At 65.1% G+C, this 23,382-nt stretch carries 20 protein-coding genes; 7 read left to right on the forward strand and 13 right to left on the reverse strand.

What is annotated here, in order from left to right:
• Window positions 1-90: 90 nt before the first annotated feature.
• Window positions 91-2,433: a cytochrome P450/oxidoreductase gene (locus A9973_RS03585; protein WP_183012400.1), complete on the forward strand. Its 2,343-nt coding sequence runs from the start codon at window positions 91-93 to the stop codon at window positions 2,431-2,433.
• Window positions 2,434-2,458: 25 nt separating this feature from the next.
• Here the strand turns inward: A9973_RS03585 and A9973_RS03590 are convergent, their stop codons facing one another.
• The 4 genes from A9973_RS03590 to A9973_RS03605 all read right to left on the reverse strand — a co-directional run bounded on the left by A9973_RS03590 (window position 2,459) and on the right by A9973_RS03605 (window position 5,311).
• A complete protein-coding gene (locus tag A9973_RS03590; RefSeq protein ID WP_183012401.1) occupies window positions 2,459-3,079 on the reverse strand; it encodes a glutathione S-transferase family protein in 621 nt (206 codons plus the stop codon).
• A 128-nt stretch (window positions 3,080-3,207) separates the two neighbouring features.
• Window positions 3,208-3,462, reverse strand: coding sequence for an RNA-binding protein (locus A9973_RS03595; protein WP_183012402.1), 255 nt, complete (start codon window positions 3,460-3,462; stop codon window positions 3,208-3,210).
• Between the two features lie 24 nt (window positions 3,463-3,486).
• On the reverse strand, window positions 3,487-4,308 hold the full coding sequence (gene ppk2, locus A9973_RS03600; protein ID WP_255469006.1) for a polyphosphate kinase 2: 822 nt from the start codon (window positions 4,306-4,308) through the stop codon (window positions 3,487-3,489).
• Window positions 4,309-4,381: 73 nt separating this feature from the next.
• Window positions 4,382-5,311: a helix-turn-helix domain-containing protein gene (locus A9973_RS03605; RefSeq protein ID WP_183012404.1), complete on the reverse strand. Its 930-nt coding sequence runs from the start codon at window positions 5,309-5,311 to the stop codon at window positions 4,382-4,384.
• 171 nt (window positions 5,312-5,482) lie between these two features.
• Between A9973_RS03605 and A9973_RS03610 the strand changes: the two genes are divergently transcribed.
• Genes A9973_RS03610 through A9973_RS03620 form a run of 3 tightly spaced genes read left to right on the forward strand, consistent with a single transcriptional unit; the run spans window position 5,483 to window position 8,571 of the window.
• Window positions 5,483-5,944: a DUF3302 domain-containing protein gene (locus tag A9973_RS03610; RefSeq protein WP_183012405.1), complete on the forward strand. Its 462-nt coding sequence runs from the start codon at window positions 5,483-5,485 to the stop codon at window positions 5,942-5,944.
• A gap of 13 nt (window positions 5,945-5,957) precedes the next feature.
• Window positions 5,958-7,100, forward strand: a complete 1,143-nt coding sequence (locus A9973_RS03615) for an HlyD family secretion protein (RefSeq protein WP_183012406.1) — start codon at window positions 5,958-5,960, stop codon at window positions 7,098-7,100.
• Between the two features lie 10 nt (window positions 7,101-7,110).
• The gene (locus A9973_RS03620; protein WP_183012407.1) at window positions 7,111-8,571 is read left to right on the forward strand and encodes a TolC family protein; all 1,461 of its coding nucleotides are present in this window, start codon (window positions 7,111-7,113) and stop codon (window positions 8,569-8,571) included.
• Here A9973_RS03620 and A9973_RS03625 read toward each other — a convergent pair.
• Both A9973_RS03625 and A9973_RS03630 read right to left on the reverse strand, forming a co-directional pair.
• Window positions 8,568-9,881 (reverse strand): ArgE/DapE family deacylase, encoded by a 1,314-nt coding sequence (locus A9973_RS03625; protein WP_183012408.1) that lies wholly within the window; start codon window positions 9,879-9,881, stop codon window positions 8,568-8,570. The two genes, A9973_RS03620 and A9973_RS03625, sit on opposite strands and share 4 nt — an antisense overlap.
• 37 nt (window positions 9,882-9,918) lie before the next feature.
• Window positions 9,919-11,241 (reverse strand): MFS transporter, encoded by a 1,323-nt coding sequence (locus A9973_RS03630; RefSeq protein WP_183012409.1) that lies wholly within the window; start codon window positions 11,239-11,241, stop codon window positions 9,919-9,921.
• Between the two features lie 182 nt (window positions 11,242-11,423).
• Between A9973_RS03630 and A9973_RS03635 the strand changes: the two genes are divergently transcribed.
• Window positions 11,424-12,404: a LysR family transcriptional regulator gene (locus tag A9973_RS03635; RefSeq protein WP_183012410.1), complete on the forward strand. Its 981-nt coding sequence runs from the start codon at window positions 11,424-11,426 to the stop codon at window positions 12,402-12,404.
• Between the two features lie 137 nt (window positions 12,405-12,541).
• On the opposite strand, the gene arsH is transcribed toward A9973_RS03635, so the two are convergent.
• The 5 genes from arsH to A9973_RS03660 are packed head-to-tail and all read right to left on the reverse strand — an operon-like array spanning window position 12,542 to window position 16,427.
• Window positions 12,542-13,300, reverse strand: a complete 759-nt coding sequence (gene arsH, locus A9973_RS03640) for an arsenical resistance protein ArsH (protein ID WP_183012411.1) — start codon at window positions 13,298-13,300, stop codon at window positions 12,542-12,544.
• A 31-nt stretch (window positions 13,301-13,331) separates the two neighbouring features.
• Window positions 13,332-14,504 carry an MFS transporter gene (locus A9973_RS03645; protein WP_183012412.1) on the reverse strand — a complete coding sequence of 391 codons (1,173 nt, stop codon included), beginning with the start codon at window positions 14,502-14,504 and terminating at the stop codon, window positions 13,332-13,334.
• Entirely contained in the window at window positions 14,501-15,577 is a 1,077-nt protein-coding gene (gene arsB / locus A9973_RS03650) for an ACR3 family arsenite efflux transporter (RefSeq protein WP_183012413.1), read from the reverse strand. The genes A9973_RS03645 and arsB overlap by 4 nt, the downstream gene beginning before the upstream one ends.
• Window positions 15,578-15,581: 4 nt before the next feature.
• Window positions 15,582-16,082 carry an arsenate reductase ArsC gene (locus tag A9973_RS03655; protein ID WP_183012414.1) on the reverse strand — a complete coding sequence of 167 codons (501 nt, stop codon included), beginning with the start codon at window positions 16,080-16,082 and terminating at the stop codon, window positions 15,582-15,584.
• 18 nt (window positions 16,083-16,100) lie between these two features.
• Window positions 16,101-16,427, reverse strand: coding sequence for a helix-turn-helix transcriptional regulator (locus A9973_RS03660; RefSeq protein ID WP_183012415.1), 327 nt, complete (start codon window positions 16,425-16,427; stop codon window positions 16,101-16,103).
• A 271-nt stretch (window positions 16,428-16,698) separates the two neighbouring features.
• On the opposite strand from A9973_RS03660, the gene A9973_RS03665 reads away from it, so the two are divergent.
• On the forward strand, window positions 16,699-21,531 hold the full coding sequence (locus tag A9973_RS03665; protein ID WP_183012416.1) for an autotransporter domain-containing protein: 4,833 nt from the start codon (window positions 16,699-16,701) through the stop codon (window positions 21,529-21,531).
• 102 nt (window positions 21,532-21,633) lie between these two features.
• Here the strand turns inward: A9973_RS03665 and A9973_RS03670 are convergent, their stop codons facing one another.
• On the reverse strand, window positions 21,634-22,506 hold the full coding sequence (locus A9973_RS03670) for a calcium:proton antiporter (RefSeq protein ID WP_255469007.1): 873 nt from the start codon (window positions 22,504-22,506) through the stop codon (window positions 21,634-21,636).
• Window positions 22,503-22,709, reverse strand: a complete 207-nt coding sequence (locus tag A9973_RS31035) for a hypothetical protein (protein ID WP_255469008.1) — start codon at window positions 22,707-22,709, stop codon at window positions 22,503-22,505. Before A9973_RS31035 ends, A9973_RS03670 begins: the two co-directional genes overlap by 4 nt.
• 127 nt (window positions 22,710-22,836) lie before the next feature.
• Between A9973_RS31035 and A9973_RS03675 the strand changes: the two genes are divergently transcribed.
• On the forward strand, window positions 22,837-23,343 hold the full coding sequence (locus A9973_RS03675; protein WP_183012417.1) for a low affinity iron permease family protein: 507 nt from the start codon (window positions 22,837-22,839) through the stop codon (window positions 23,341-23,343).
• Window positions 23,344-23,382: the final 39 nt, after the last annotated feature.

Consider the following 23,382-nt stretch of genomic DNA (forward strand, 5'->3'; position numbering starts at 1 on the left):
AGGGGAGGATCGAAGGGTAAACCGGGTTTATCAAGTTACGCAATGCGTATATGATTTACGCATAAAACTGATCATATCCGGAGTGCAGACATGTCCCAACCCGTCCAACCCGCCCCCCGCTCGTCGGGCTGTCCGGTGCACGCTGCTGCCGGCGTCGAAGGCTGCCCCATGCACGTCAGCGAGCGCGCCGCCGAATTCGACCCCTTCGGAGACGGCTACCAGCAAGACCCGCCCGAGTACGTGCGGTGGGCGCGCGAGCAGGAACCCGTCTTCTACAGCCCGAAACTGGGCTACTGGGTGGTGACCCGGTATGAAGACATCAAGGCCATCTTCCGCGACAACATCACGTTCAGTCCGTCCATCGCGCTGGAAAAGATCACCCCGACCGGACCGGAAGCCAACGCCGTGTTAGCGTCCTACGGGTACGCGATGAACCGCACGCTGGTCAATGAAGACGAGCCCGCCCACATGCCGCGGCGGCGCGTGCTGATGGAACCGTTCACGCCCGACGCCCTGACGCACCACGAACCGATGGTGCGGCGCCTGACCCGCGAATACGTCGACCGCTTCATCGACGACGGAAGCGCCGACCTGGTCGACCAGCTGCTTTGGGAAGTGCCGCTGACGGTGGCGCTGCATTTCCTGGGCGTTCCCGAAGAGGACATGGATCTGCTGCGGCGCTATTCCATCGCGCACACCGTCAATACCTGGGGCCGCCCCAAGCCCGAGGAACAAGTGGCCGTGGCGCATGCAGTGGGCAATTTCTGGCAATTGGCCGGCAAGATCCTGGACAAGATGCGCCAGGATCCGGACCAGCCCGGCTGGATGCAGTACGGCATCCGCAAGCAGCGCGATTACCCGGACGTCGTGACCGACTCCTATCTGCATTCGATGATGATGGCCGGCATCGTCGCGGCGCACGAGACAACCGCCAACGCATCGGCCAACGCCCTCAAGCTGCTGCTGCAGCACCCCGACGCGTGGCGCGACCTTTGCGAAGACCCGTCCTTGATTCCCAACGCGGTCGAAGAATGCCTGCGGCACAATGGTTCGGTCGCGGCCTGGCGGCGCCTGGCCACGCGCGACACCACGATCGCCGGCACGGCGATCCCGGCGGGCGCAAAGCTGCTGATCGTCAGTTCGTCGGCGAATCACGATGAACGGCAATTCGCGGATGCGGACCTGTTCGACATCCGGCGCGACAACGCCAGCGATCAGCTGACTTTCGGCTATGGCTCGCATCAATGCATGGGCAAGAACCTGGCGCGCATGGAGATGCAGATCTTCCTGGAAGAGCTGACGCGCCGCCTGCCGCATCTGCGCCTGTCGGCACAGCAATTCACCTATGTGCCCAATACCTCGTTTCGTGGGCCGGAACACTTGCAGGTCGAATGGGATCCGGCGCAGAACCCCGAACGCCGCCAACCCGGCCTGCTGGATCAGCGCCAGCCGGTACGCATCGGCGAACCCTCCGCCCATGCCAGCGCGCGCAACCTGGTGGTCGAACGGGTGGAACCCGCCGCGCACGGCATCGTGATGCTGACGCTAGCCTCGCCCAATGGCAAAGCGCTTCCGCGCTGGGCGCCCGGCGCGCATATCGACATCGAATGCGGCGACACCGGCTTGTCTCGCCAATACTCGCTTTGCGGAGATCCTTCGGATACCGGCCGCCTGCGCATCGCCGTCTTGCGCGAAACCGACGGCCGCGGCGGTTCGGCCTGGGTCCACGACCACGTCGCGCCCGGCCAGCGCCTGCGCGTCCGCGGCCCCCGCAACCATTTCCGGCTGGACGAAAGCGCGGGCAGGACAATCCTGATCGCCGGCGGCATCGGCATCACGCCCATCAGCGCCATGGCCCGGCGGGCCCAGGCGCTGGGCATCGACTACGAATTGCATTACAGCGGCCGCACCCGCGCCGGCATGGCGTTGCTGGACGAACTGGCGGCCCTGCACGGCGACCGGCTGCACGTCTACGCCAGCGACGAGGGACAGCGCAACGACTTCGGCGCGCTGCTGGCGCAGCCGGACCCGACTGCGCAGATCTACGCCTGTGGCCCGGAACGCTTGCTGGACGCCTTGCAGCAGGCCAGCGCCCATTGGCCGCAGGACGCGCTGCGCGTGGAGCATTTCCATTCCACGCTGGGCACGCTCGACCCCGACCGGGAACACGCCTTCGAGGCGGAACTGAAAGATTCCGGGCTGGTGGTCGCCGTGCGCGCCGATCAGACATTGCTGGCCGCGCTACGCGCCGCCAATATCGACGTGCAAAGCGATTGCGAGGAGGGCTTGTGCGGATCCTGCGAGGTCAGCGTGCTGGCCGGTGAGATCGACCACCGCGACGTGGTACTGACTCGCACGGAACGCGATGCGAACCGCAAGATGATGAGCTGCTGTTCGCGCGCCTGCGGCCAGCGCCTCGTGCTGGCGCTCTAACCCACGCAGGCGGCGCGACCGGCTGCTAGCGGGCGTCTTCCAGGGCGCGCTGCACCGCCGGCCTTGCCGCGACGCGGGTCAGGTAGGCGGTCAGCTTCGGAAACTGCGCCATGTCGACGCCGTCGGCGTCGAGCCAGCTGCCGATGGTGAACAGGTAGCCGTCGGCCACGTTGTAGTCGTTGCCCATGGCCCACGGGCCGGTGATCTGGCCTTCCAGATACGCCGCGCAGGCCGTCATCGTCTGCGGGACCTTCACGCGCATGGATTCATGCGCCGCGGGATCATCCGCCCACCGGGCGCCGCGCCGCTTGTGCGCGTGGGCCACGTGGGCCGTTGCCGCCAGATAGCTCGTCAATTCCTGCATCCGCGCGAAGGCGAAGGGGTCGTCCAACGGCGCCAGTTTGGCCGCCGGAAAACGCTGCGCCACAAAGGAGAGGAGGGCGGGGGTCTCGGTCAGCACGCCATGTTCGGTGGCCAGCGCCGGCACCCGGCCCTTGGGATTCACGCGCAGGTACTCGGGGCTCTGCTGCTGGCCGGCGCCGAAATCCAGCTTGACCAGATCGAAGTCGGCCCCCGCTTCATGCAGCGCGATATGGGTCGCCAGCGCGCAGGTTCCAGGGGCGGAATAAAAAGTCCAACGGGGCATCGTCATCCTCTATCGGTTTGGGGCGGGAAGTGGCCGGGCCGTTTTGCGTCGGACCCGAAACCCGCTCACGATAGCAAACTCCGGTTCGATTGGCGCAGAACCGGGCGCGGCACGCTGCCCATGGCGTCTTACAGGATCGGGGTCCTCATGACCAGGGCGGTAATGGTATGGCCCTGCCAGAAGACGCCGTGTATCCGGGGAAGCAAGGCGCGCAACGCCGCTGGGCCAGTCTCGTTGAATGTGACGAGTACCGCAGGCCGCGACTGGTCACCCGCAATGCGTTCGATTCGATCGAACACTGGGAAACCATATTTGCTGAGGAACGCCCTGACGTCTTCGTCCGACGTGCTGTCTGCTACATGGTTGATCAGCAACTCTGCCATGTCCGTTCTCCCTTGTGGCGCTAGCTAGAACTTCTGCGGGATCTGCATGCGCGAATGGTCGGGCTCGCGATAGCCTTGCGGCTTCTGCTGGCGCTTCGGCAGTCTGACCTTCGCCCTGGGAAGCGCTTTATAGGGAATGCGGCCGAGGATATGGCTGATGATGTTCAATCGCACCCGCTTCTTGTTGTTCGAATCGGCCACGAACCAGGGTGCGAAATCCGTGTCCGTCGCCGCGAACATGTCGTCACGCGCCCGCGAATAGTCGTACCAGTGGCTATAGGAATCCAGGTCCAGCTTGGACAGCTTCCAGATCTTGCGTTCGTCGTGGATGCGCGCTTGAAGCCGGCGCGTCTGTTCCTCCTCGCTGACTTCAAGCCAGTACTTGAGCAGGATGACGCCGGATTCGATGATGGCCCGTTCGACCAGCGGCACCGCCTTCAGGAAAGATCTCACCTGGTCCTTGGTGCAAAAGCCCAGTACGCGTTCGACACCGGCGCGGTTGTACCAGCTGCGGTCGAAAATCACGATTTCACCAGCGGCGGGCAAGTGGGGCAGGTAGCGCTGCACGTACATTTGCGTCTTCTCGCGGTCGGTGGGCGAGGGCAGCGCCACGACGCGGAACACGCGCGGGCTGACGCGCTCCGTGAGGGCCTTGATCGTTCCGCCTTTGCCGGCGCCGTCACGGCCTTCGAACAAGATGCATACTTTGGCTCCGGTATGGATCACCCATTGCTGGAGTTTGACCAGTTCGACGTGCAGGCGCGCCAACTCCTGTTCGTACCGTTTCGCCGACAGCCGCGCCCGGGCGGACGCGCCGCCGTTTTCCACTTCGCCTTTCTTTGCCATCATCGCACTCCTTGACTTGGAATTGTGAGCCGTGACGCCATCGCAGGTCCATGATGATTCCGGCGAAAACCCGTCAGGTTGGACATCCGGGCTGACCACGGCGGTGCCGCGTTTCGGACGGTGTTTCAAGGAACAGGGCGCGGTAGCGCGCCGCCGCATAGGTGGAATAGGGGTAGCCGTGCAGCAGGAAGCAGTCCGCCACCGACATCCGCGGGCCTGCGTTTTTCGCCAGATCCAGATAGACATCGTGCAGCTTGCGTAGGCAGAGGTAGTGCCCCGGAGCCATGCCGAAACAGGCTTGGGAAAAATCCCGCAGGCTACGCTCGCTGATCCTCAGGCCCTTGCACAAGCCGTCGACATCCACCGCCTGGCCTTGCTTGCGAAAGACCGTCAAGGCCGTTTCGCACAACAGCGGCATCGGCGAGCCTGGGCGCCCCTTGCAGCGGCTGGCTGGCGCACGGGAGGCGATCAAATCGGACAGCCGCTGTTCCAGCAGCCGCCGGCCGATCGCCGGCGGACAAGCCGGCGCCATCGACAGGAGCGCGGCTTCGCGCAGCGCGGCCAACTGCAAACGGTCTGTTCTGACGATGTCCGCAACGCGCGCCCATTGCCGCAGCGTCTGGGCCATGACGGTACCGCCCGCGAACAGTGCGGAACCCATCGGCACCGCGATCGTGATCCATTCATTGGGTCCGGCGGCGCGAAAGACGAATCCGCGGCCTGGCGCCAGCACCCCCAGGGACTCCTGATCAAACGGAACGCCGTTCAGCCAGGTCGGGCTGGGCGAAGGCTGCGACAGGAGCAATGTCAGATGCGAGGGCCAGCCGACGCCTTCGCACAGGTTCGGCACGGCCGCGACGCCGTGCTGAACGTCGATGCCGTCCACATCCAGATGGCCGACCCCCCAGCCGCCGTCTCGGGCCCCCAGTAGAAACACCCGGGCGTCCGCATCGAATATCGCGTCCGCATACGCATCAAATGACTCGAATCGATGAACGTTCATCTGGCCCTCCGCAGCGGGAAGCTGACTACATATTGCCGAAATTAGCATGGACTTGCGGGTTGGTCACTGGTCAAAATGCGGTACAGCGCTGCTGCGCAGGCATTCCGAAGCGAAGACCACCGCGACGACGTGCCGGGCCACCGGCATCCCATTGGGAAGAGGGGGTTCGATATGTTTCTTGCCAATCCGCGACGTGGACTCATCGTCATCTCTGCCATCGCGACCCCGCTTCTGCCCGTAACGGGCCACGCGGCGGGCGGACACCTGGAAGACGCCATCGCCGATGTGCTCGTCTGGGTCGTGCTGGTCTTCGTGCCCATCCTGGCGATCTGGATCTTCTGGAAGCTGCACGTCCTGCCCGAGGTCATCGCCGAAAAACGGCACCATCCTCAAGCCGAAGCGATCAAATCGCTGTGCCTGCTGTCCCTGGCGTTCGGGGGCATGCTCTGGCCGTTCGCGTGGTTGTGGGCCCACACCAAACCGATCGGCTACCGGCTGGCTTACGGCCACGACAAGCACGAGGACTTCTACCAGGAGATGAACGCCAAGGAAGAAGAGGAGGCGCCGCCCCCTCCGGGTAGCGCCACCGGTCCCCAACAGGAAGTGCGGCCCGGTTCCGAAGCCGTGGGTTGACGAGGGAGGCGACATGCTTGAACTCATCTGCGTCGTCTATGCGCTGCTGGTCTGGCTGGTCTTCATCAAGCTGAAGCTGCTTCCCTGGAACATCCAATCTCAGGTCGGCGTGGTGGCCGTGGGCGCCGCCGGCTTGGCAGCGCTTGTCCTGACGATCAATGTCGTCACGCCGTCTTCGACGGAATTGCGGGTCATCAACTACGTGGTCGAAATCGTGCCCAGGGTCACCGGGCGCGTGGTGGAAATCGCCGTGGAGGGGAACCGGCCGATCAAAAAGGGCGATGTGCTGCTGCGTCTGGACGCCGAGCCCTATCAACTGAAGGTCAGGCAGCTGGAAGCCAAACTGGTGGATGCCCAGGCCAGCCAGCAATCCCTGGACCGCGACCTCGCCTCGGCGCAGGCGATGGCGGCCGCCGCCCTGGCGCAAGTCGAGCTGGCCCGCATGCGGTTGCGCCAAAGCACCGCCTTGGCGGCGCGCGGGGCGGGCAGCCAGTACGACGTGCAGAGCTATCAAAGCGAATTGAAGGTCCGGCTTGCGAACTGGGCGGCAGCGCAGGAAGCGGAACGCAAGGTCCGGCTCAGCGTGGGCGCGGTGTTCGAGGGCGACCAGGTCGCCGTGGCGCAGGTCAAGGCCGAACTGGATACGGCGAAATGGGAACTCGCGCAGACGACGCTTTACGCGCCTGCCGACGGCTACGCGATCAATCTGCAAGCCCGCGTGGGGTCGTATGCGGCCGCGATCCCGATACGCCCCATCATGTCGTTCGTCGAGACGACGCAGCAGGTGATCGCGTTCTTCGACCAGAACCAGCTAACCAAAGTGAAGCCCGGCAACGAGGTGGAGGTGTCGCTGCGCACCGTGCCGGGGCACGTCTTCAAGGGCAAGGTCGATTCGATCGTCTGGGCGACGTCCCAGGGGCAATTCCAGGCATCCGGGCTGCTGCCGGGCACGACGTCCGAGGGTGATCACGCCGAAGCGCCCATGCAGTATGCGGTACGCATCGACCTGGAGACGCCGCAGGACATGGCCTTGGCCATGGGCGCGCGCGGCAACGCGGCCATCTACACCGACAGCCTAGGGGCGCTGCACATGGTGCGCAAAGTGATATTCCGCGTCTCGGCCAAGCTTGATTATCTGGTTCTCAAGCTTCACTGACGGGGCCGACATGCCAGCGCGCAGCACGATCGTCCCACGCGTCCTCGCAGCGGTGTGCAGCGCCGCGGTCTTGATGGCGGGCTGCGCCAACCTGGATCCGCCCGCCAGCGATGCGCTGTATGAAGAGGCCATGGCGGGCACGAAAGTGCCGCCCCAATGGGTGGCCAGCGCAGAGGCCGCCGCGTTCGCGCCCCAATGGGCTGGTTTTCCCGAACACGGCACGCTGCAATCGCTGATCGACGAGGCGCTGGCCAACAACCTGGATCTGCGCGTGGCCGCCAGCCGGATGCAACAGGCGGCGCATCAAGCCAGATTAGCCGGCGCGGACCTGCTTCCCACCGTCGGCATAGGCGCCCGCACGGCGACGGACCCGACGCCCGGCAGCGCCTTTTCGGCCAACGGCTATGCCGTCCTCATGAATTGGGAAATCGACCTGTGGGGCAGGGCAAGGGCGGAAAAGAAGGCCGGCGAGGCCGGCTACCGTTCGTCGGAAGCGGACTACGCCTATGCCCGCCAATCCATCGGCGCGTTGACCACCCGGAGCTGGCTTGCCGCCCTGGAAGCCAGCGGTCAGCTCGCCCTGGCGCAAGAGCTGGAAAGCACCACCGGCGAACAGCTCAAGCTGATCGAGTACCGCCGCCGCATCGGCAAGGTCAGCGAGCTGGACGTCGCGTACTGGTCGGAGCAGGTCGCCGCCGCCGCCGACGTGGTCGCGCAGCGCGAACAGGCGCGGGCGCAAGCGCTGCGGGCATTGGAACTGATACTTGGCCGTTACCCCGCCGGCGCCGCGCAAGCCGACGAGCCGATTCCGGACTCGCCCGCGCCCTTGGCCCCAGGCCTGCCGTTGGACCTGCTGGACCGCAGGCCCGACCTGGTCGCGGCGCGAGAGCGGCTGGTGTCGGCGTACTTCGGCGCAGAGGAGGCGAAAGCGGCCCGATTGCCGACCATTGCGATATTCGCCGGAGCAGGGCGCTTCACGAAGGACTACTCCGGCCTGGCGACCAGCATGCAAAGCTGGGTCTTTCCGGTCGGGGCTTCTCTGGCGTGGCCGCTGTTCGACGCGGGGCGCCGTCAGATCACGCTGGAATTGCGCACAGAGCAGCAACGGGAGGCGTTGGCGCTGTATGCGCGCGCGATCCTTACCGCCATGACCGAAGTCGAGAACGGCCTGACAGGCGAACAGCAGCTCGCGCTGCGCGAACGGTCGATCCAGCGCCAGTTTTCCGAAAGCAGCCGGGCGCTGGAACTGGCGCGGGTGCAACGGCAGATCGGCCAGTTCGACGATTTCGACGTCTTGCAGCGCAAGCGCGACCTCTTGCGGGTGCAGAGCGACCTGATCCACGTGCGCGCGGAGCGGCTGGTCCAGCGTGTGAATCTGCACCTTGCGCTGGGCGGCCGTTTCGGCTCGGAAGCGCAGGCGGACCAGGTCGTGGCCGGCCCGCCTGCCGTTGGCGGCGCTTCCGCCCCTTAGCGTTGCGCCGCCGCCTCGTTGATGCCGCACCATTGCGCGATGAAGAGCGCGATGGACTTTGTGATGAGGCGTAGCGACTCGATATGGACCCGTTCGTCGAACCCGTGGATATCGAGCGATTTCGGGCCATAGACCAGCGTGGGCATGTTGCCGTAGATCACGAACACGCGCGCATCCAGGTAGCCGGGCGTGGTGAAGGTCTCCAGGTCGCTGTGGAAGGCCTGTTTGTGGCATTCGCGCAGCGTGTTCTCGGCGTCGCTGCCTTCCTCCAGCACATAGCCTTCGGCGTAGAAACCGGTGTAGGTCACCTGGGGCGGCGTGCCGCCGAATCTCGGGTCCGACGCCGCGTCGCGCAGGCACGCATCGATCTGCTCCCGCGCCGAATCGGCGGTGGTCCCGGGGTAGATGGCCGCGCGCACGTCGAATTCGCACCAGGGCGGTACCGTCGACGGCCAATCGCCGCCCGCGATCTTGCCGATGTTGAAGTTGATGGGATGGTCGAGGTGCTCGAAGTGGCGATGGCAATGGTGTTCGCCGTTCCACTTGGCTTCGATGCCGCGCAACGCCTCGATCGCGGCATAGGCGGCGTCGATGGCATTGAAGCCATTGGCCATCTCGCGGGTGTGGGTGGGATGGCCCTGCACGCGCACCTTGAACCACAGCACGCCGACGTTGGCGCGTACCAGCATGTTCTCTTCGGGTTCGGGAATGATCACGGCGTCAGCCTGGTAGCCGCGCAACAGTGCCGCGAGCGCGCCATTGCCGGTGCATTCCTCTTCAACGACCGACTGGAAGTAGATCGGTGCCGCAGGCGCATAGCCCGCCGCGCGCACCGCATCGTAGGCGTACAGGTTGGCGGCCAGGCCTGCTTTCATGTCCGCCGCCCCGCGGCCGTGCATCCAGCCGTCGATGATCGCTGGATCCCACGGCGAACGGCTCCACATCTCGACCGGGCCGGTCGGCACGACATCGATGTGCCCGTTGAGGATGAGCGAGCGGCCGGTTTGCTGCTCGGGGCGATAGGTGCCGACGACGTTGAAGGCGTTTTCGTATGACACCGTCACGGGGCCAAAGCCGGGGTGCGACTCGATGTCTTTGACGTCGATCCGCCAGCGGTCCATCGAGAAGCCGCGTCCCCGCATGGCTTCGTACAGGAAATCCTGGGCGGTGTGTTCCTGCTCACGCAGGGACGGGAACCGGACAAGATCCTGGGTGAACGCGAGTTGCGCATCGAATTGCGCGTCGACCGCCTGGAGGATGCGTCGGGTCTGCGCCTCGGTAAGCGCGGGCGGCGTCGTGGATTGCGTCATGTGAACTCCTTGTTCTGTGATGGGGCGGATATCGGGGTCAGGCGGCCGACGGGGCGGTGCGCGGCGTGTCCAGCGCCAGGCGGCGCTTGTGGCCGGCCAGCCCCCAGAGCGAGATCAGCGTGATGGCCGACAAGGTGGAATAGAAGATCGCCAGGGGCAGCCATTGGCCGGGATAGTGGTAGGTCAGCCACGTGCCGATCAGCGGCGTCATGCCGCCGGCCACCGCGCCGCAAAGCTGATACGACAGCGAGATCCCGGAATAGCGCACATGCGTGGCGAACGCCGAGCTGATGTATCCGGCCATCGCTGAATAGATCGCTGCCATGAACACCAGCACGATGGAGATGCCGGCGATGATGCTGAAGGCCGTGCCCTGGCTCACCAGCATGAACATCGGGTAGGGCGCCAGTACCGAGCACGCCGCCGCGGTGATCAAGACGCGGCTGGGTCCGATCACGTCCGCCAGCCAGGCCGCCAGTGGTTGGACCAGGAATTGGATGACGGCGACGACGAACAGGCAGTCCAGGATCAACGTGCGGGACAGGCCCATCGTCTGGGTGGTGTACGACAGCATGAACGTGTTGGTGAAGTAGATGCCGCCGATCGCGACCGTGCAGACGCCCATGCACAGCAAGACCGTGCGCCACGCGGTGCGCAGCACTTCCTTGGCCGGAATCTCGGCGCGTTCCTGGCGTTCGAGCACCTGCGCGAAGTCGGGCGATTCGTTGACGCCCACCCGGATGAAGTAGCCCACCAGCAGCAGGACGGCGCTGATCAGGAACGGCACGCGCCAGCCCCAACTGACAAAATCGGCTTCATCCAGCGTCGTCAACAGGCGGAAGGCCAACAGCGACAGGATCAGTCCCGCCGGGCTGCCCAACTGCGCGAACGAGGCGGCGAAGGTGCGTCGGCGCTGCGATGCGTGTTCGCCGGCCATCAGGACGGCGCCGCCCCATTCGCCACCGACCGCCAGGCCTTGAGCCAGGCGCAGCAGCAAGAGGAGGGCGGGGGCCCACAGGCCGGCCGTCGCATAGCTCGGCAGCAGACCGATACCGACCGTGGCGGCGCCCATGATCACCAAGGTGGCCATGAGCGCATTCTTGCGGCCGACCCGGTCTCCCAGATGCCCGAAAATCACGCCGCCTAGCGGCCGGGCCAAAAAGCCGGCGGCAAACGTGCCGAACGACGCCATGGTGCTGATGAACGGGTCCGCGGTGGGAAAGAACACCTTGCCGAACACCAGGGCGGCAGCCGTGGCGTAGATGTAGAAGTCATACCATTCGATGGTGGTCCCGACGAATGCGGCGGTTGCGGCCCGAACAGGCTGACGCGCCGTGGAAGGACTGGCGGAGGCGGCCATGGTTTCCCCTTGACTGAATATCGTTGTTCGAAGGCGCGTTTATCGCTCCGAGCTGGACATAACGTCAATTTATGCTTTTTAATAATCGACTTAAGCCACTTTGATGTTCGGCGCAGCCGCGGCGTTTCCCGCCATTTTTTAGCGAAACAGGGCCAAACATCGGTTAACCGCAAGCGATCCTCATGACCCCTGCGACGCTTCTCGACACCCGCACCGGCGATCGGCTGGACTGGAATCTGCTCCGTACGTTTCTGGTGATTGTTCAGGAGCGGAGCATCAGCGGCGCGGCCGCCAAATTGCATCTGACGCAATCCGCGGTCAGTCAGGCGTTAAAGCGCCTGGAGGATCAGCTTGGGCGCCGGCTGATCGAGCGGCACAACATGGCCTTTACGGTTACGAACGCGGGCGAGGAGGCGTGCCGGGCCGCCGAGGCCATTTACGGCAGCGTGTCGCAGCTGCTGACGGATGTCTCGCAGACGAAGGTGGAAGCCACGGGCCGCATCCATCTGCTTGTGGCCAGCCGGATTCACTCGACGGTGTACGACAACTTCTGGGCCGATTTCCATCGCGCGTTCCCACGGATCGAAGTGCAGATGGACGTGATGCCAAGCAGCGAAATCGTGACGCTGATGCAGCAGCGGGCCGCCACGGCGGGTATCGCGTTAAGCCGCCGGAGCCCTAAGCGCCTGGAAAGCAAGGTGTTCCTGCAGCAGCGGTATGCGCTGTTCTGCGGACGCAACCATGCCTTGTTCGGCAAGCCCGACATCCGCATCGAGGACTTGCTGGGCGAGAACTTCGTGTCGTTCGCAAGCGACGCCTTGGGCGACAGCCTTTCCCCGCTGACCATCTTCCGCGATCAGCGCGGCTTCTCGGGCCGCATCGTGGCGTCGTCGACCCAGCACGATGAAGTCAAGCGCCTGCTGATCGCGGGGTTCGGCATCGGCTGCCTGCCGGAGCACAGCGTCCAGGCGGACCTGGAACAAGGACGTCTGTGGCGCCTGCCGCCCGGGGAAGGGGTCTGCTCGGTCGAGCTTCATCTGCTTTGGCACCGCGATGCGCAGCTGACGCCCGCCGAGAAGGTTTTCCTGAAGCATTTCCGGGACTACATCGACGGCTATTCGATGGCGGAGCGCCTGGCGTCCCACGATCTGGCCGTGCAATAGGCCAGAGACTCCCACGGTTTGCACGACAGGCGCTGCCCGGTGATCCCGCAGCCCTCATGCCATACCAGGAACGCGACGGTGTCCGCGCTGTCTTCCGGCTGCGGCAACCCGGCCAGCGTGACCGCACGCCAGGCCGCCTAGATGGAGGTTTGCTTCATCCGGCTGGAAAGGGCCGCGGCGGTTTCCTTGCGTTCGCTATAGCGATCCACCAAGTAGGCTGCGGCATCCCGCGTGAGCAGGGTGAACTTCATCAGTTCCTCGACCACGTCCACGACACGGTCGTAGTAGGGCGAAGGCTTCATCCGGCCCGCGTCGTCGAATTCCTGATAAGCCTTGGCCACCGACGATTGGTTGGGAATCGTCAGCATCCGCATCCACCGGCCCAGTACCCGCATCTGGTTCACGGCGTTGAAGGACTGCGATCCGCCCGATACCTGCATGACCGCCAGGGTCTTGCCCTGGGTAGGGCGCACGGCCCCCATCGACAGGGGAATCCAGTCGATCTGCGTCTTCATCAGACCCGTCATGGCGCCGTGGCGTTCCGGCGAGCTCCACACCATGCCTTCGGCCCATTGAACCAGCTCGTGCAGCTCGCGGACTTTGGGATGGTCGTCGTCGGCGTCGTCAACCAGGGGCAGTCCGGACGGGTTGAACATGCGGGTTTCGCCGCCCAAGGCTTGGAGCAGCCGCGCAGATTCCTCCGCGACCAGACGGCTGTAGGAACGTTCGCGCAATGACCCATACAACACCAGGAAGCGCGGCGCGTGGGTGGCCCGTTGGGGCGAGAACAACGCTGCGGTGGACGGCTGTTCCAGCAACGATGGATCAATATTAGGCAAGTCGGCGTTGCCCGACGTGCCGCTGGTCGGGTTGTGATGATTGGTGGTGGAACCCATGCAATACCTCTGTTGATGCAAGACTGAAAATTCAATGGCGGCCTGGCTGAGCGCGCAACAGCATCAGCGCGCCGCAAGCGGCCAGGCCGATGCTGCCGGACAGCCACAACGCGTTGGCGCCCCAGGCGTCCAGCGCCAGGCCGAAAATCAGCGGGGCGAGCGCCTGCGCGATTCGCGCGGGCATCATCAGCCAGCCTTGGCGCGCGCCATATCCCTGCGCGCCGAAAAGCACCAGCGGCAACGTGCCTTTCGCGATGGTCAGGATGCCGTTGCCGGCGCCGTGCAAGACCGCGAATACCGGTGCTGCAGCTGGACCGGCCAGCAGCAACACCGCCACGCCCGCCGGATGCGCCAACGCGGCAAGACGTGCCGACAGCAAGGGATGGACGCGGCGCAGGAATCCGAACTCCAGAATCCGCCCGGCGACTTGCGCGGGACCGATGAGGGCGCCCACCGCGACGGCCGCCGTAAGCGTGGTGCCAGCGGCTTCCAGCATCCGCGGCAAATGCGTGGCCATGGCCGTGCTGATGAACCATGTCGCCGCGAAGACGAAAGCGAGGAGGGCGGTTGTGGCCCCCTGGCGCGCCGGCGCAGGCAGGGGCACAGCCGCAGCGGGTTCGGCAGCAACCGCTTTGTTCGCCATGGGCGATTTCGGAAGCCAGGCGTTCAGAGGCAGGCCGACCAGCAGATGCAGGCCTGCCCAGCCGAGGCACGCATAGCGCCAACCGAACTGTGTTTCCATCCAGGCCGACAGCGGCCACCCGACGGTGCTGGCGAACCCCGCAATCAGCGTAATGCCCGTGATGGCGCCGCGGGCCTGGTGGCCATACAGGCGCACCAGGCTGGAGAAGGCGGCTTCGTACAAGCCGGAACCCATCGCGACCCCAACGATGAGCCACGCGGCTGCCATCGTCCAGAGCCCCTCTGCCGAACCAAGCGCGGCCAAGCCCAGCGCGAATATCAGGCTGGTGCCGACAAGGACGACGCGGCCGCCGCGGCGGTCGATGGCGTGCCCAGCCCAGGGGCCGACCAGGGCCGACACCACCATTGCACCGGAAAAAGCCGCGTAGACGGTTGGAGTCGAAATGCCCAGTTCATCCGCCATCGGAGCGGCCAGCATGGCCGGCAGGTAATACGACGAAGCCCAGGCCAGCGTCTGGGCGGTGCCCAGGGATCCGACGACCCGGACGGGGGTTCCGGTCACCGCGTGGCCCCGGCGTCGTACCAGTTCCTGGACTGGTTGACGACCCTCACCACCAGCAGCATCACCGGCACTTCAATCAGCACACCCACCACGGTCGCCAACGCCGCGCCGGACTGGAACCCGAACAGGCTGATCGCGGCCGCGACGGAAAGCTCGAAGAAGTTGGATGCCCCGATCAGCGCCGACGGGCAAGCGATACTGTGTTTTTCGCCGACGCGACGATTCAACCAATACGCCAGGCCCGCGTTAAAAATCACCTGGATCAGGATCGGCACCGCCAGCATGGCGATCACCAGCGGCTGGCTGATGATGGCTTGCCCCTGGAATGCGAACAGCAATACCAGCGTCAGTAGCAGTGCGGCCATGGAGAACGGGCCGATCCGCGCCAATGCCGCCTCGAAGGATGCCTGCCCGCGCCGCAACAGCGCGCGGCGCCAGAGCTGGGAGAGGATGACCGGAATAACGATGTACAGCCCGACGGAGATCAGCAACGTGTCCCACGGCACGGTAATCGCCGACAAGCCCAACAGCAGCCCGACGATCGGCGCAAAGGCGAAAACCATGATCGTGTCGTTCAATGCGACCTGGGACAACGTGAAAACGGGATCGCCGCCCGTCAAGCGGCTCCACACGAACACCATGGCCGTACACGGCGCCGCAGCGAGCAGGATCAAGCCCGCGATATAGCTGTCCAGCTGGTCGGCAGGCAGCCAGGGGGAAAAGACCTGGCGGATGAATAGCCACCCCAGGAACGCCATGGAGAAAGGCTTGACCGCCCAGTTGATGAACAGCGTCACGCCGATGCCGCGCCAATGCTGCCTGACTTGGCCCAACGCCCCGAAATCCACCTTGAGCAGCATCGGGATGATCATCACCCAGATCAAAAGGCCGACGGGAAGATTGACCTGCGCGACCTCCAGGTGCCCGATGGCTTGAAACAGGGCCGGCATGAGCTGGCCCAGGGCAACCCCAAGGACGATGCAGAGCAATACCCAGAGCGTCAGATAATGCTCGAAGACGCTCATCCCGTCGCGCCCTTGCGCCACGGGCGCTACCTGCGTACTGGGGGGCATCGGCTTACTCCTCAGCGTTGCCGATGCCGCGCAATTCGGTCTGGAGCGACATCGCGTCCAGGCGCTCGAGGGGCAAAGACAGGAAAAGCTCGATGCGGCGCTTGAGCACGCGCGCGGCATCCTGGAACGCCTTGCGGCGCTCGTCCTCGGTCCCCTCGACGGCGGCGGGGTCGGCAATGCCCCAGTGCGCGGTCGTCGGGTGGCCTGGCCAGACGGGGCAGACTTCTCCGGCGGCGTTGTCGCAGACCGTGATGATGAAGTCCATTTTCGGTGCGTCGGGTTCCGCGAACTCGTCCCAGCTCTTGCTCCGGTAACCGTCGCCGGGAAGCGAAAACGAGAGGAGGGTGGCGAGCGCCAGCGGGTGGACGTCGCCTTTGGGTGTGCTGCCGGCGGAATAGGCCCGGAAGCGGTCGCCGCCCAGCCCTTTGAGCAGCCCTTCGGCAAGGATGGAGCGCGCGGAATTACCCGTGCAAAGGAACAGCACGTTGAAAGGAAGATGCGGCATGGCGGGTAGTCCTGGTTTTCAGCAAGTCTTGCAGGCGCTGGGGTCGGAAGCCTCGCAAGAGGCGCCTTGACAGCAATGTTCGGTCAGATAGCCCAGCAACCCGTTCATCTGGGAGAAGTCGGCGCGGTAGATCAGATTGCGTCCTTGTTGTTCGACGGTGACCAGCCCGGCATGCGACAACTCCTTCAAGTGGAAGGACAACGTATTGCGCGCGACGCCAAGCTGGTCGGCCAACGTGCTGGGCGTGAGTCCGGGCAAGCCGGCCACGACAAGAGCACGGAAGGTCCTCAACCGCTGAGGATGGGCAAGGGCGCCTAGCGCCGAGATGGCTCGATCTTCGTTCATGAATCGATGATACAACGATTATTGAATCAATAAAGAGAGATTTGCCCGCAAAGCACTGCGAGCCCATATCCTTTGCTTTACATAATACACATTATGCGTATAACTGGCATGTTTGAGGCCGTTGCGCTCTGCATGCCCCAACGTCGACATTGCCCATCCCCTCCAATTCACTAATTTCAGTTATATGCGAGCGGTTTGGTTTGGTTTTTAATCAGCCCCTCTTGCCTGCGCACACGAATCAATTGCGCAAACTGGGACAACTGCCAAGCCCATGAACAATCACCTCTATCGCATTATTTTCAACCGCAGCTTGGGTCTGTGGCAGGTCGTCAGCGACACCGCCAGAAGCCGGACCTGTGGGGGAAACCGGCTGCGTCGCCGCGCCAGGCGGGCCGCAATCGAGCTGGGCGCCGCAACGCTGGCCATGGCTGCGTCCGCGCCGGGCTGGGCCGCCGATAATCTGCCCATTAACGGCGCGTGGTTGGCAGGTAGCGGCTTTTCCCAGCTCAACTCAACCGAATTGTCCATCGGAGTCACGACGCCCGGTGCCGCGGCCACGGCGATACAGTGGGCATCCTTTGACGTCGCCCAAGGCTACACGCTGAATATCTCTCAGCCGACCGCCGGCTCCTTGCTGTTGAATGCCGTGGGAGGTGCCCGAGCCAGCAGCCTTGCGGGAACGATCCAGGGCAGCGCCCTGCTCGCCGTGTCCAACGTGTACGGGCTGCAAGTGCAGTCCACCGGCACCATCATAGGGGCCCAGGCTGTCCTGTTGACCAGCCTGGGGCTGCTGGCGCAACCGGCCATGATACTGAGCTTGACTGATGGGCAAAGCCAGGGAGGGGTCAGCAACGCCGGCACCATCTCGGCTTCCGGCAGCGTCGACCTGTCCGGGCCGACGGTCTCGAACGAGACGGGCGGCAAGATCACCGCGAGCCGCATCACCCTGGTCACCGGTTCCAGCCTGATCGCCGACGCCACCACCTCCACGCCCTCCGCCTTCTCGATCACCGCGCCCCTGGCCGGCACCACTGGCGCGGCCGGCGCCACCCCCAAGGTCTTGAACGCCGGAACGCTGACCGCGACCAACGGCAGCGTTCTGCTGCAGGCCAGCACGGCGCGAACGCAGGCCTCGCTGACCACGCCCGTGATCAGCAATACGGGCACCATTACCGCGCAGAACATCACCCTGGCCGCACAAGGCGGCAGCATCGCATCCAGCGGCACGCTGGACGCGGCCAGTGGCACGCTGTCACTGCAATCCGATATGGATATCCGCGTCACGGGCCAACTAAACGCCAATGCGCTGACCGCCTCGTCAACGGGAGATCTGGCCTTGACGGGCAACAACCAGATCAACCTGTTGAACGCGATTCAGGTGGGAGGCAATTTCTCACTAAGCAACCAGCGGTCCCTGTTCCAGCTCGATGCCATGCAGGTAACCGGCACAACGGCCATCGACGCCAGCTCCAGCAATTTATTCCTTACCAACGCCGGCAACCGCTTCGGCGGCGCGGTTGCCCTGGCGGGCTACAACGTGATGTTGCAGTCGTCGGGCGCACTGACGATCGCTCGCCTGGACGCCGCTAACGACGCCAGCTTGACCGCCGCAGGCGCCCTCATGATCAGCGGCAATGTGGACGCGGCTTCCCTCGCGCTGTCCGCAGGCAGCGATACCCTGGTGACCGGCGATGTCGCCGTGACCCGTAACGTCTCCACCAGCCTGGGCGTATTGCGCATCGGCGCGGGCGGCACGACCGGATCGGTCAGCGGCAATATCGCCAACAACTCCAGCGTCGTTTTCAACCGCAGCGATGCCGTGACCTATGACGGCGTCATCTCGGGCAATGGAGCGGTGGTCAAGGATGGTGCGGGCGTGTTGACGCTCAACGGCGTCAACACCTACCGTGGCATCACCGAGGTGTCAACCGGCACCCTGCTCGTGGGCGGCTCCCCGGCCAACGCGTCGGCCAGCCTTCCCGGCGTGGTGCAAGTACGCAACGGCGCCCGGCTGGGCGGCTATGGCACGGTGGGCGTCACCACCGTCCAAGCCGGCGGCACGCTCGTGTCGGGCGGCGCGAACGGCGCCACCGGCCCGTTGACCATCAATGGCGACCTGATCATGCAGACGGGCAGTACGTTGCAATTCGGCCTGGGCGCACCCAACTCCACCAGCGCACTGCAAGTCATCGGTAACGTGTCACTTGGCAATGCCACGGTGCGCATCACCGACGCGGGTGGCTATGCGACGGGGCTGTACACCCTGCTCGAATATGGCGGTACGCTGGGGGGAAACTTTGGCCTTCCGGTGTCGTCCCCATCGGGTTCGACAGTCATTGTCCAAGACGCCGCGCAAAAGCGCGTCTTGCTGAGCGCTCAGGGGGTAAACCCCTTGCATTACTGGAACGCCAACGGCCTGGCCGGTCCAGGTCAGTTCGGCGGCGGCTCGGGCGTTTGGTCCACGACCTCGCCGGTGTGGGCTGATGCGAACGGTTCCGCCACGGGCACGATGTTCCCGCAGCCCGGCATGGCGATTTTCGCTGGCACGCCCGGCACCGTCATCGTCGACGGCACGCCCGCCCCCGTGCAGGCCACTGGCCTGCAATTCGCCAGCGACGGCTATTACCTGGCGGGAGACACGCTGACATTGACCTCCGGCGCCGCGCCGGCAGGCCCGGTGGAAGTGCGCGTGGGCGACGGTGGCCACAGCAGTGGGCGCTATACCGCCACCGTGGACAACGTGCTGGCTGGCGCCAACGGCCTGGCCAAGACCGGAGCCGGCACGCTGGTGCTGAACGGCGCCAATATCTATTCCGGCGGCACTTGGGTTCAGGGCGGCACCCTGTCGGTCAGCGACGACCGCAATCTGGGCGCGGCCGGCCAAGCCGTGACGCTGGATGGCGGTGCGCTACGCATCAGCGGCAGCAGCTTGCAGGCCCTGCCCCGCGCCATCGTGTTGGGCACGGCGGGCGGCGGTCTGGACATCGCCGACGCCGGCCATACCTTTACGGTGAGCGACGCACTGACCGGTCCGGGCAGCCTGGCCAAGCTGGGCGCCGGCACGCTGGTGCTGAACGGCGCCAACCACTACACGGGCGGCACATCCATCGCAGCCGGCACCCTGGTGGCAGCGCGTGACGGCGCACTGGGCTCGGGCCCGGTGAACAACGCCGCTACCTTGGCGTTTCAGAACGACGCATCCGCCGCCGCGCTGGCGATCAGCAATAGCGGCACCGTTGACTTCTCGGACAGCCGCGGCCCCGCAGGCGATGCTCGCGTGAGCGCCGGCTCCATCGCGGGCAGCGGCCGCTATGCGCTGGGCGGCAATACGCTCACTGTGGGTGCCAGTAACGCCAGCACGGAAGTATCCGGCGTCATCGCGGATGGCGGGCTGGCCGGCGGCACAGGCGCGGCGTTGGTCAAGCAAGGCACCGGAACCCTGACGCTGTCGGGCATCAACACCTATACCGGCTCTACCACCCTGACGGGCGGCGTGCTGCGGGTGACGGGTTCCATCGCGGCGTCATCCGGCTTGCAAGTCGGTTCGGGCGCCACGCTGGCCGGCACCGGTGTAGTGGGCGCGACCACCGTCCTGGCGGGCGGCGTCTTGGCGCCGGGCAACACAACCGCCACCTTGTCGGTCGCGGGCGACCTGACGATGCAGCCCGGCTCGATCTACCAGGTGCAGGCCGATTCCGCCTCAACCGCCAGCAGCCGCGTCGCAGTGACGGGTCGCGCCAACCTGCTGGGCGGGTCGGTGCTGCATGCCGGCCCCGATGGCAACTTCGCGCCCTACTCCACCTACACCGTGCTCACGGCGGCGGGCGGCGTGAACGGGCGTTTTGACGAAGTGAGTTCGAACTACGCATTCCTGACGCCCTCGCTGGCCTACGGCGCCAACGACGTTACCTTGACATTGCAGCGGCGCGAGTCCGCCACCGGTCCGATCCGCTTTGCCGACGCGGCCCGCAGCGGCAACCAGCGTGCCGTGGCCAACGCGCTCGACAGCCTGCCCACCAGCAACCCGCTGTATCAACGCGTCCTGTCCCTACCCGAAGGCTCACCGCCGGCGGTGTTTGACAATCTGTCCGGCGAGGCTCACGCCAGCATCGGTTCCGCGCTCTACAGCGGCGCCACCACCGTGCGCGCCACCCCCTTCAAATACCTGCGCGCCGGCCTGGCCGCGCCCCAGCTTCCCGGGGCACCCACCGCGCAAGTCGGCGCCAGCGACGCCGCCCCGTCCCTGAGCGCGATGCCTGGTTCCGGTGCGCTGCCGGCCTGGGCCGAGATCATCGGCAACTGGCGGACGCTACGCGGCGACGGCAATGCGGCCACCACCACCCAACGCACTGGCGGCCTGTTCGTCGGCGCTGACCATGCCATCGGCAATGGCTGGAGGCTGGGCGCCGCGCTGGGCTACACAGACAGCAACATCGAGGTCGACGGCCGCAGCGCCAAGAGCGATGTCAGCGCCTACAGCGCCGCACTGTACGGCGGCAAGGCGTTCGGCGCCGGCCCAGCCAAGGTGAACCTGCTGATGGGCGGCGCCTACACCTGGAACGAAATCAGCACACAGCGCGCCGTCAACACCGCCGGCATGGACCAGACGCTGAAAGCCGACTACGGCGCCAGCACCAGCCAGCTGTTCGCAGAAGCCGGCTATGCGCGCCCCTTAGGCAGCGGCGTCACATTGGAACCGTTCGCCGGCATTGCATGGACCGACACCCGCACGCGCCGATTTTCCGAATCGGGCGGCGACGCTGCCCTGAGCGGCAGCGCCAAGCGCGAAGACCAGACCAGCACCACCCTGGGTCTGCGCGCGCAGACCGAGCTGGCGCTGGGCCGGATGCAGGGCACGGCGCGGGCCAGCCTGGGCTGGCGCCACGCCTTCGGCGACGTCAACCCCATCTCTACCCTGGCCTTCCAGGCCGGCCAAGCCTTCACCGTGGCCGGCCTGCCGATCGCGCGCGACGCGGCACTGGTCGAATTGGGCGCGGACGTCACGCTGTCGCGCAACGCCAAGCTTGGAGTGAGCTACGGCGGCCAGTTTGGCGGCGGCGACCGCGAGGACTCGGCGTCGGTCCTACTCAGCTGGCGTTACTGACGGAGCCATCGGGAAGCGCTTGGCGCCTGACGGCAGCGTGTCGCATGTAGTCCATACCCCTCCATCGTGGCCAGGGCTGGAGCACCGCGCCATCCTGCTGCGCTACACCCCCAACGCGAGCAACGTGAGGAAGGCCCCGAAGAGCACAAAGTGCGTCATCCCCTCAATGGCGTTCGTCTGGCCGTCGTTCAGGTTGATGGCCGCCGCCAGCAGCGTCACTAACATCATCAGCGTCTGCAGGGGCGTCATCGCCATGTTGATGCGTTGGCCGGAAATCATAGCCATTGCCTCCATCGCCGGCACGGTGAGGATCACCGTGGACAGAGACGCTCCCAGAGCGATGTTGACCACCGACTGCATGCGGTTGGCAAGCGCAGCGCGAAACGCAGTCAGCATTTCCGGCGCGGCCGAAATGCCGGCCACGATCAGCGCAAGCAGGCCGATGGGCACGTCAAAGCCTTTCAGGCTGCGGTTCAGCGAATGCGACATCAGTTCCGCCAGCGCTCCTACCGTAACGATGCCAACAGCTATCACGACGGCCGACTGGCGCCAGTGCGGAAAGCCGCTGGCCGGCGCCTGCCGGCGGGAGTTCTTTTCCGGGTAGCTATAGCTGAAGAAGTAGCTGTGCGGTCCCGTCTGCATACGCAGGAACACGCCATAGAGCAGGAGCATCGCCACCACAGTGAAAGCACTGTATGCCTGCCATCCGGACTGCGGTACGAATGCGGGAATGATCATGGACACCGTGACCGCAGTCAGGATCATCACGCTGTAGGTACGTGCGGAATCGTCGTTGTAGGCCTGTTCGCCGTGCTTGAAGCCTCCGATCAGGGCGGCCACCCCGAGGATGCCGTTGATGTCCAGCATGACGGCGGAATAAATGCTGTCCCGCACCAGAGTGGGCGATCCGGCGCGGGCCGACACGATCACCAACACGATGACCTCGACGAGCACGGCGGACAGTGTGAGGATCATGCTCCCGTAGGGATCACCAGCTTCTGTGCGATGCGTTCGGCGTGTCGCGCCACGCTCAGGGATGCCACCAGTATGGCCACAATCAGCACTACCGTCTCCAGTAGGCTGGGCCACTCACTCAGCCTTTCCAGCAACGGGGTTGCGGCATATCCACCTGCCGCAAGCAGGCAGACCATCAGCAAGGGCTTTTCGGACCGCAGCATGAAATTCATCCTAACGTAACGGGCCAGTATATTTTGAGACCAGCGCACGCACCCGCGTCTGATAGGCAGCGCTCCCGGGCACGCAGCTTGCTGGAAACGGTTTCCGTACCCGCAGGAAGAGAGCGCCATGTCGAACAACTTCGAAGCTCGGCGGCAAAAGTCCAAGCCGGAGAAACCGTCCGACAAGAATCGCCAGGGAATGACAATTTCCCAGTTCTTCGACCACTTCGCCGCACTGGTGACGAAATGGGCCGGGTCCCCTGTCGCATTCGGCATCGCGTTGATCACCGTAATCGTTTGGGGCATATCGGGGCCGGCGTTCGGGTATTCGGAGACTTGGCAATTGGTCATCAATACTGGCACGACCATCGTAACGTTCCTGATGGTCTTTTTGATCCAGCAAAGCCAGAACAAGGACAGCGAGGCCCTACACCTGAAGCTTGACGAGCTGCTAATCGCAGTCAAGGGTGCCGACGCAGGTCTGGTCGACGTGGAGCGCCTGGATGAAGGCAAGCTGTTGGCTCTGGCCGCTGCGTGCACGGCCCGGGCCAGAAAGCAGCACCGCCAGCAGGCCCGGTCGCGCAGGCAGAACAGGCGGAACCCGTCTGCCCGTGGCCGACTTGCCCGCGGTTAGCCGCAAGGCGCGAACCTGGAGCAGTAGGATCGGGAGCGA

Origin of the sequence: Achromobacter sp. UMC46, assembly GCF_014170335.1 — a bacterium.
Taxonomy (GTDB): domain Bacteria; phylum Pseudomonadota; class Gammaproteobacteria; order Burkholderiales; family Burkholderiaceae_B; genus Achromobacter.

Excerpts from the sequence above, each read along its gene's own strand:
- arsB (WP_183012413.1), bottom strand. The coding sequence starts at position 15,577 with ATGCCCCCCAGTACGCAGGTAGCGCCCGTGGCGCAAGGGCGCGACGGG.
- arsH (WP_183012411.1), bottom strand. The coding sequence starts at position 13,300 with ATGGGTTCCACCACCAATCATCACAACCCGACCAGCGGCACGTCGGGC.
- A9973_RS03665 (WP_183012416.1), top strand. The coding sequence starts at position 16,699 with ATGAACAATCACCTCTATCGCATTATTTTCAACCGCAGCTTGGGTCTG.
- A9973_RS03585 (WP_183012400.1), top strand. The coding sequence starts at position 91 with ATGTCCCAACCCGTCCAACCCGCCCCCCGCTCGTCGGGCTGTCCGGTG.
- A9973_RS03625 (WP_183012408.1), bottom strand. The coding sequence starts at position 9,881 with ATGACGCAATCCACGACGCCGCCCGCGCTTACCGAGGCGCAGACCCGA.
- A9973_RS03605 (WP_183012404.1), bottom strand. The coding sequence starts at position 5,311 with ATGAACGTTCATCGATTCGAGTCATTTGATGCGTATGCGGACGCGATA.
- A9973_RS03595 (WP_183012402.1), bottom strand. The coding sequence starts at position 3,462 with ATGGCAGAGTTGCTGATCAACCATGTAGCAGACAGCACGTCGGACGAA.
- A9973_RS31035 (WP_255469008.1), bottom strand. The coding sequence starts at position 22,709 with ATGCTGCGGTCCGAAAAGCCCTTGCTGATGGTCTGCCTGCTTGCGGCA.
- A9973_RS03675 (WP_183012417.1), top strand. The coding sequence starts at position 22,837 with ATGTCGAACAACTTCGAAGCTCGGCGGCAAAAGTCCAAGCCGGAGAAA.
- A9973_RS03655 (WP_183012414.1), bottom strand. The coding sequence starts at position 16,082 with ATGCCGCATCTTCCTTTCAACGTGCTGTTCCTTTGCACGGGTAATTCC.
- A9973_RS03670 (WP_255469007.1), bottom strand. The coding sequence starts at position 22,506 with ATGATCCTCACACTGTCCGCCGTGCTCGTCGAGGTCATCGTGTTGGTG.
- A9973_RS03610 (WP_183012405.1), top strand. The coding sequence starts at position 5,483 with ATGTTTCTTGCCAATCCGCGACGTGGACTCATCGTCATCTCTGCCATC.
- A9973_RS03615 (WP_183012406.1), top strand. The coding sequence starts at position 5,958 with ATGCTTGAACTCATCTGCGTCGTCTATGCGCTGCTGGTCTGGCTGGTC.
- A9973_RS03630 (WP_183012409.1), bottom strand. The coding sequence starts at position 11,241 with ATGGCCGCCTCCGCCAGTCCTTCCACGGCGCGTCAGCCTGTTCGGGCC.
- ppk2 (WP_255469006.1), bottom strand. The coding sequence starts at position 4,308 with ATGGCAAAGAAAGGCGAAGTGGAAAACGGCGGCGCGTCCGCCCGGGCG.
- A9973_RS03660 (WP_183012415.1), bottom strand. The coding sequence starts at position 16,427 with ATGAACGAAGATCGAGCCATCTCGGCGCTAGGCGCCCTTGCCCATCCT.
- A9973_RS03635 (WP_183012410.1), top strand. The coding sequence starts at position 11,424 with ATGACCCCTGCGACGCTTCTCGACACCCGCACCGGCGATCGGCTGGAC.
- A9973_RS03620 (WP_183012407.1), top strand. The coding sequence starts at position 7,111 with ATGCCAGCGCGCAGCACGATCGTCCCACGCGTCCTCGCAGCGGTGTGC.
- A9973_RS03590 (WP_183012401.1), bottom strand. The coding sequence starts at position 3,079 with ATGCCCCGTTGGACTTTTTATTCCGCCCCTGGAACCTGCGCGCTGGCG.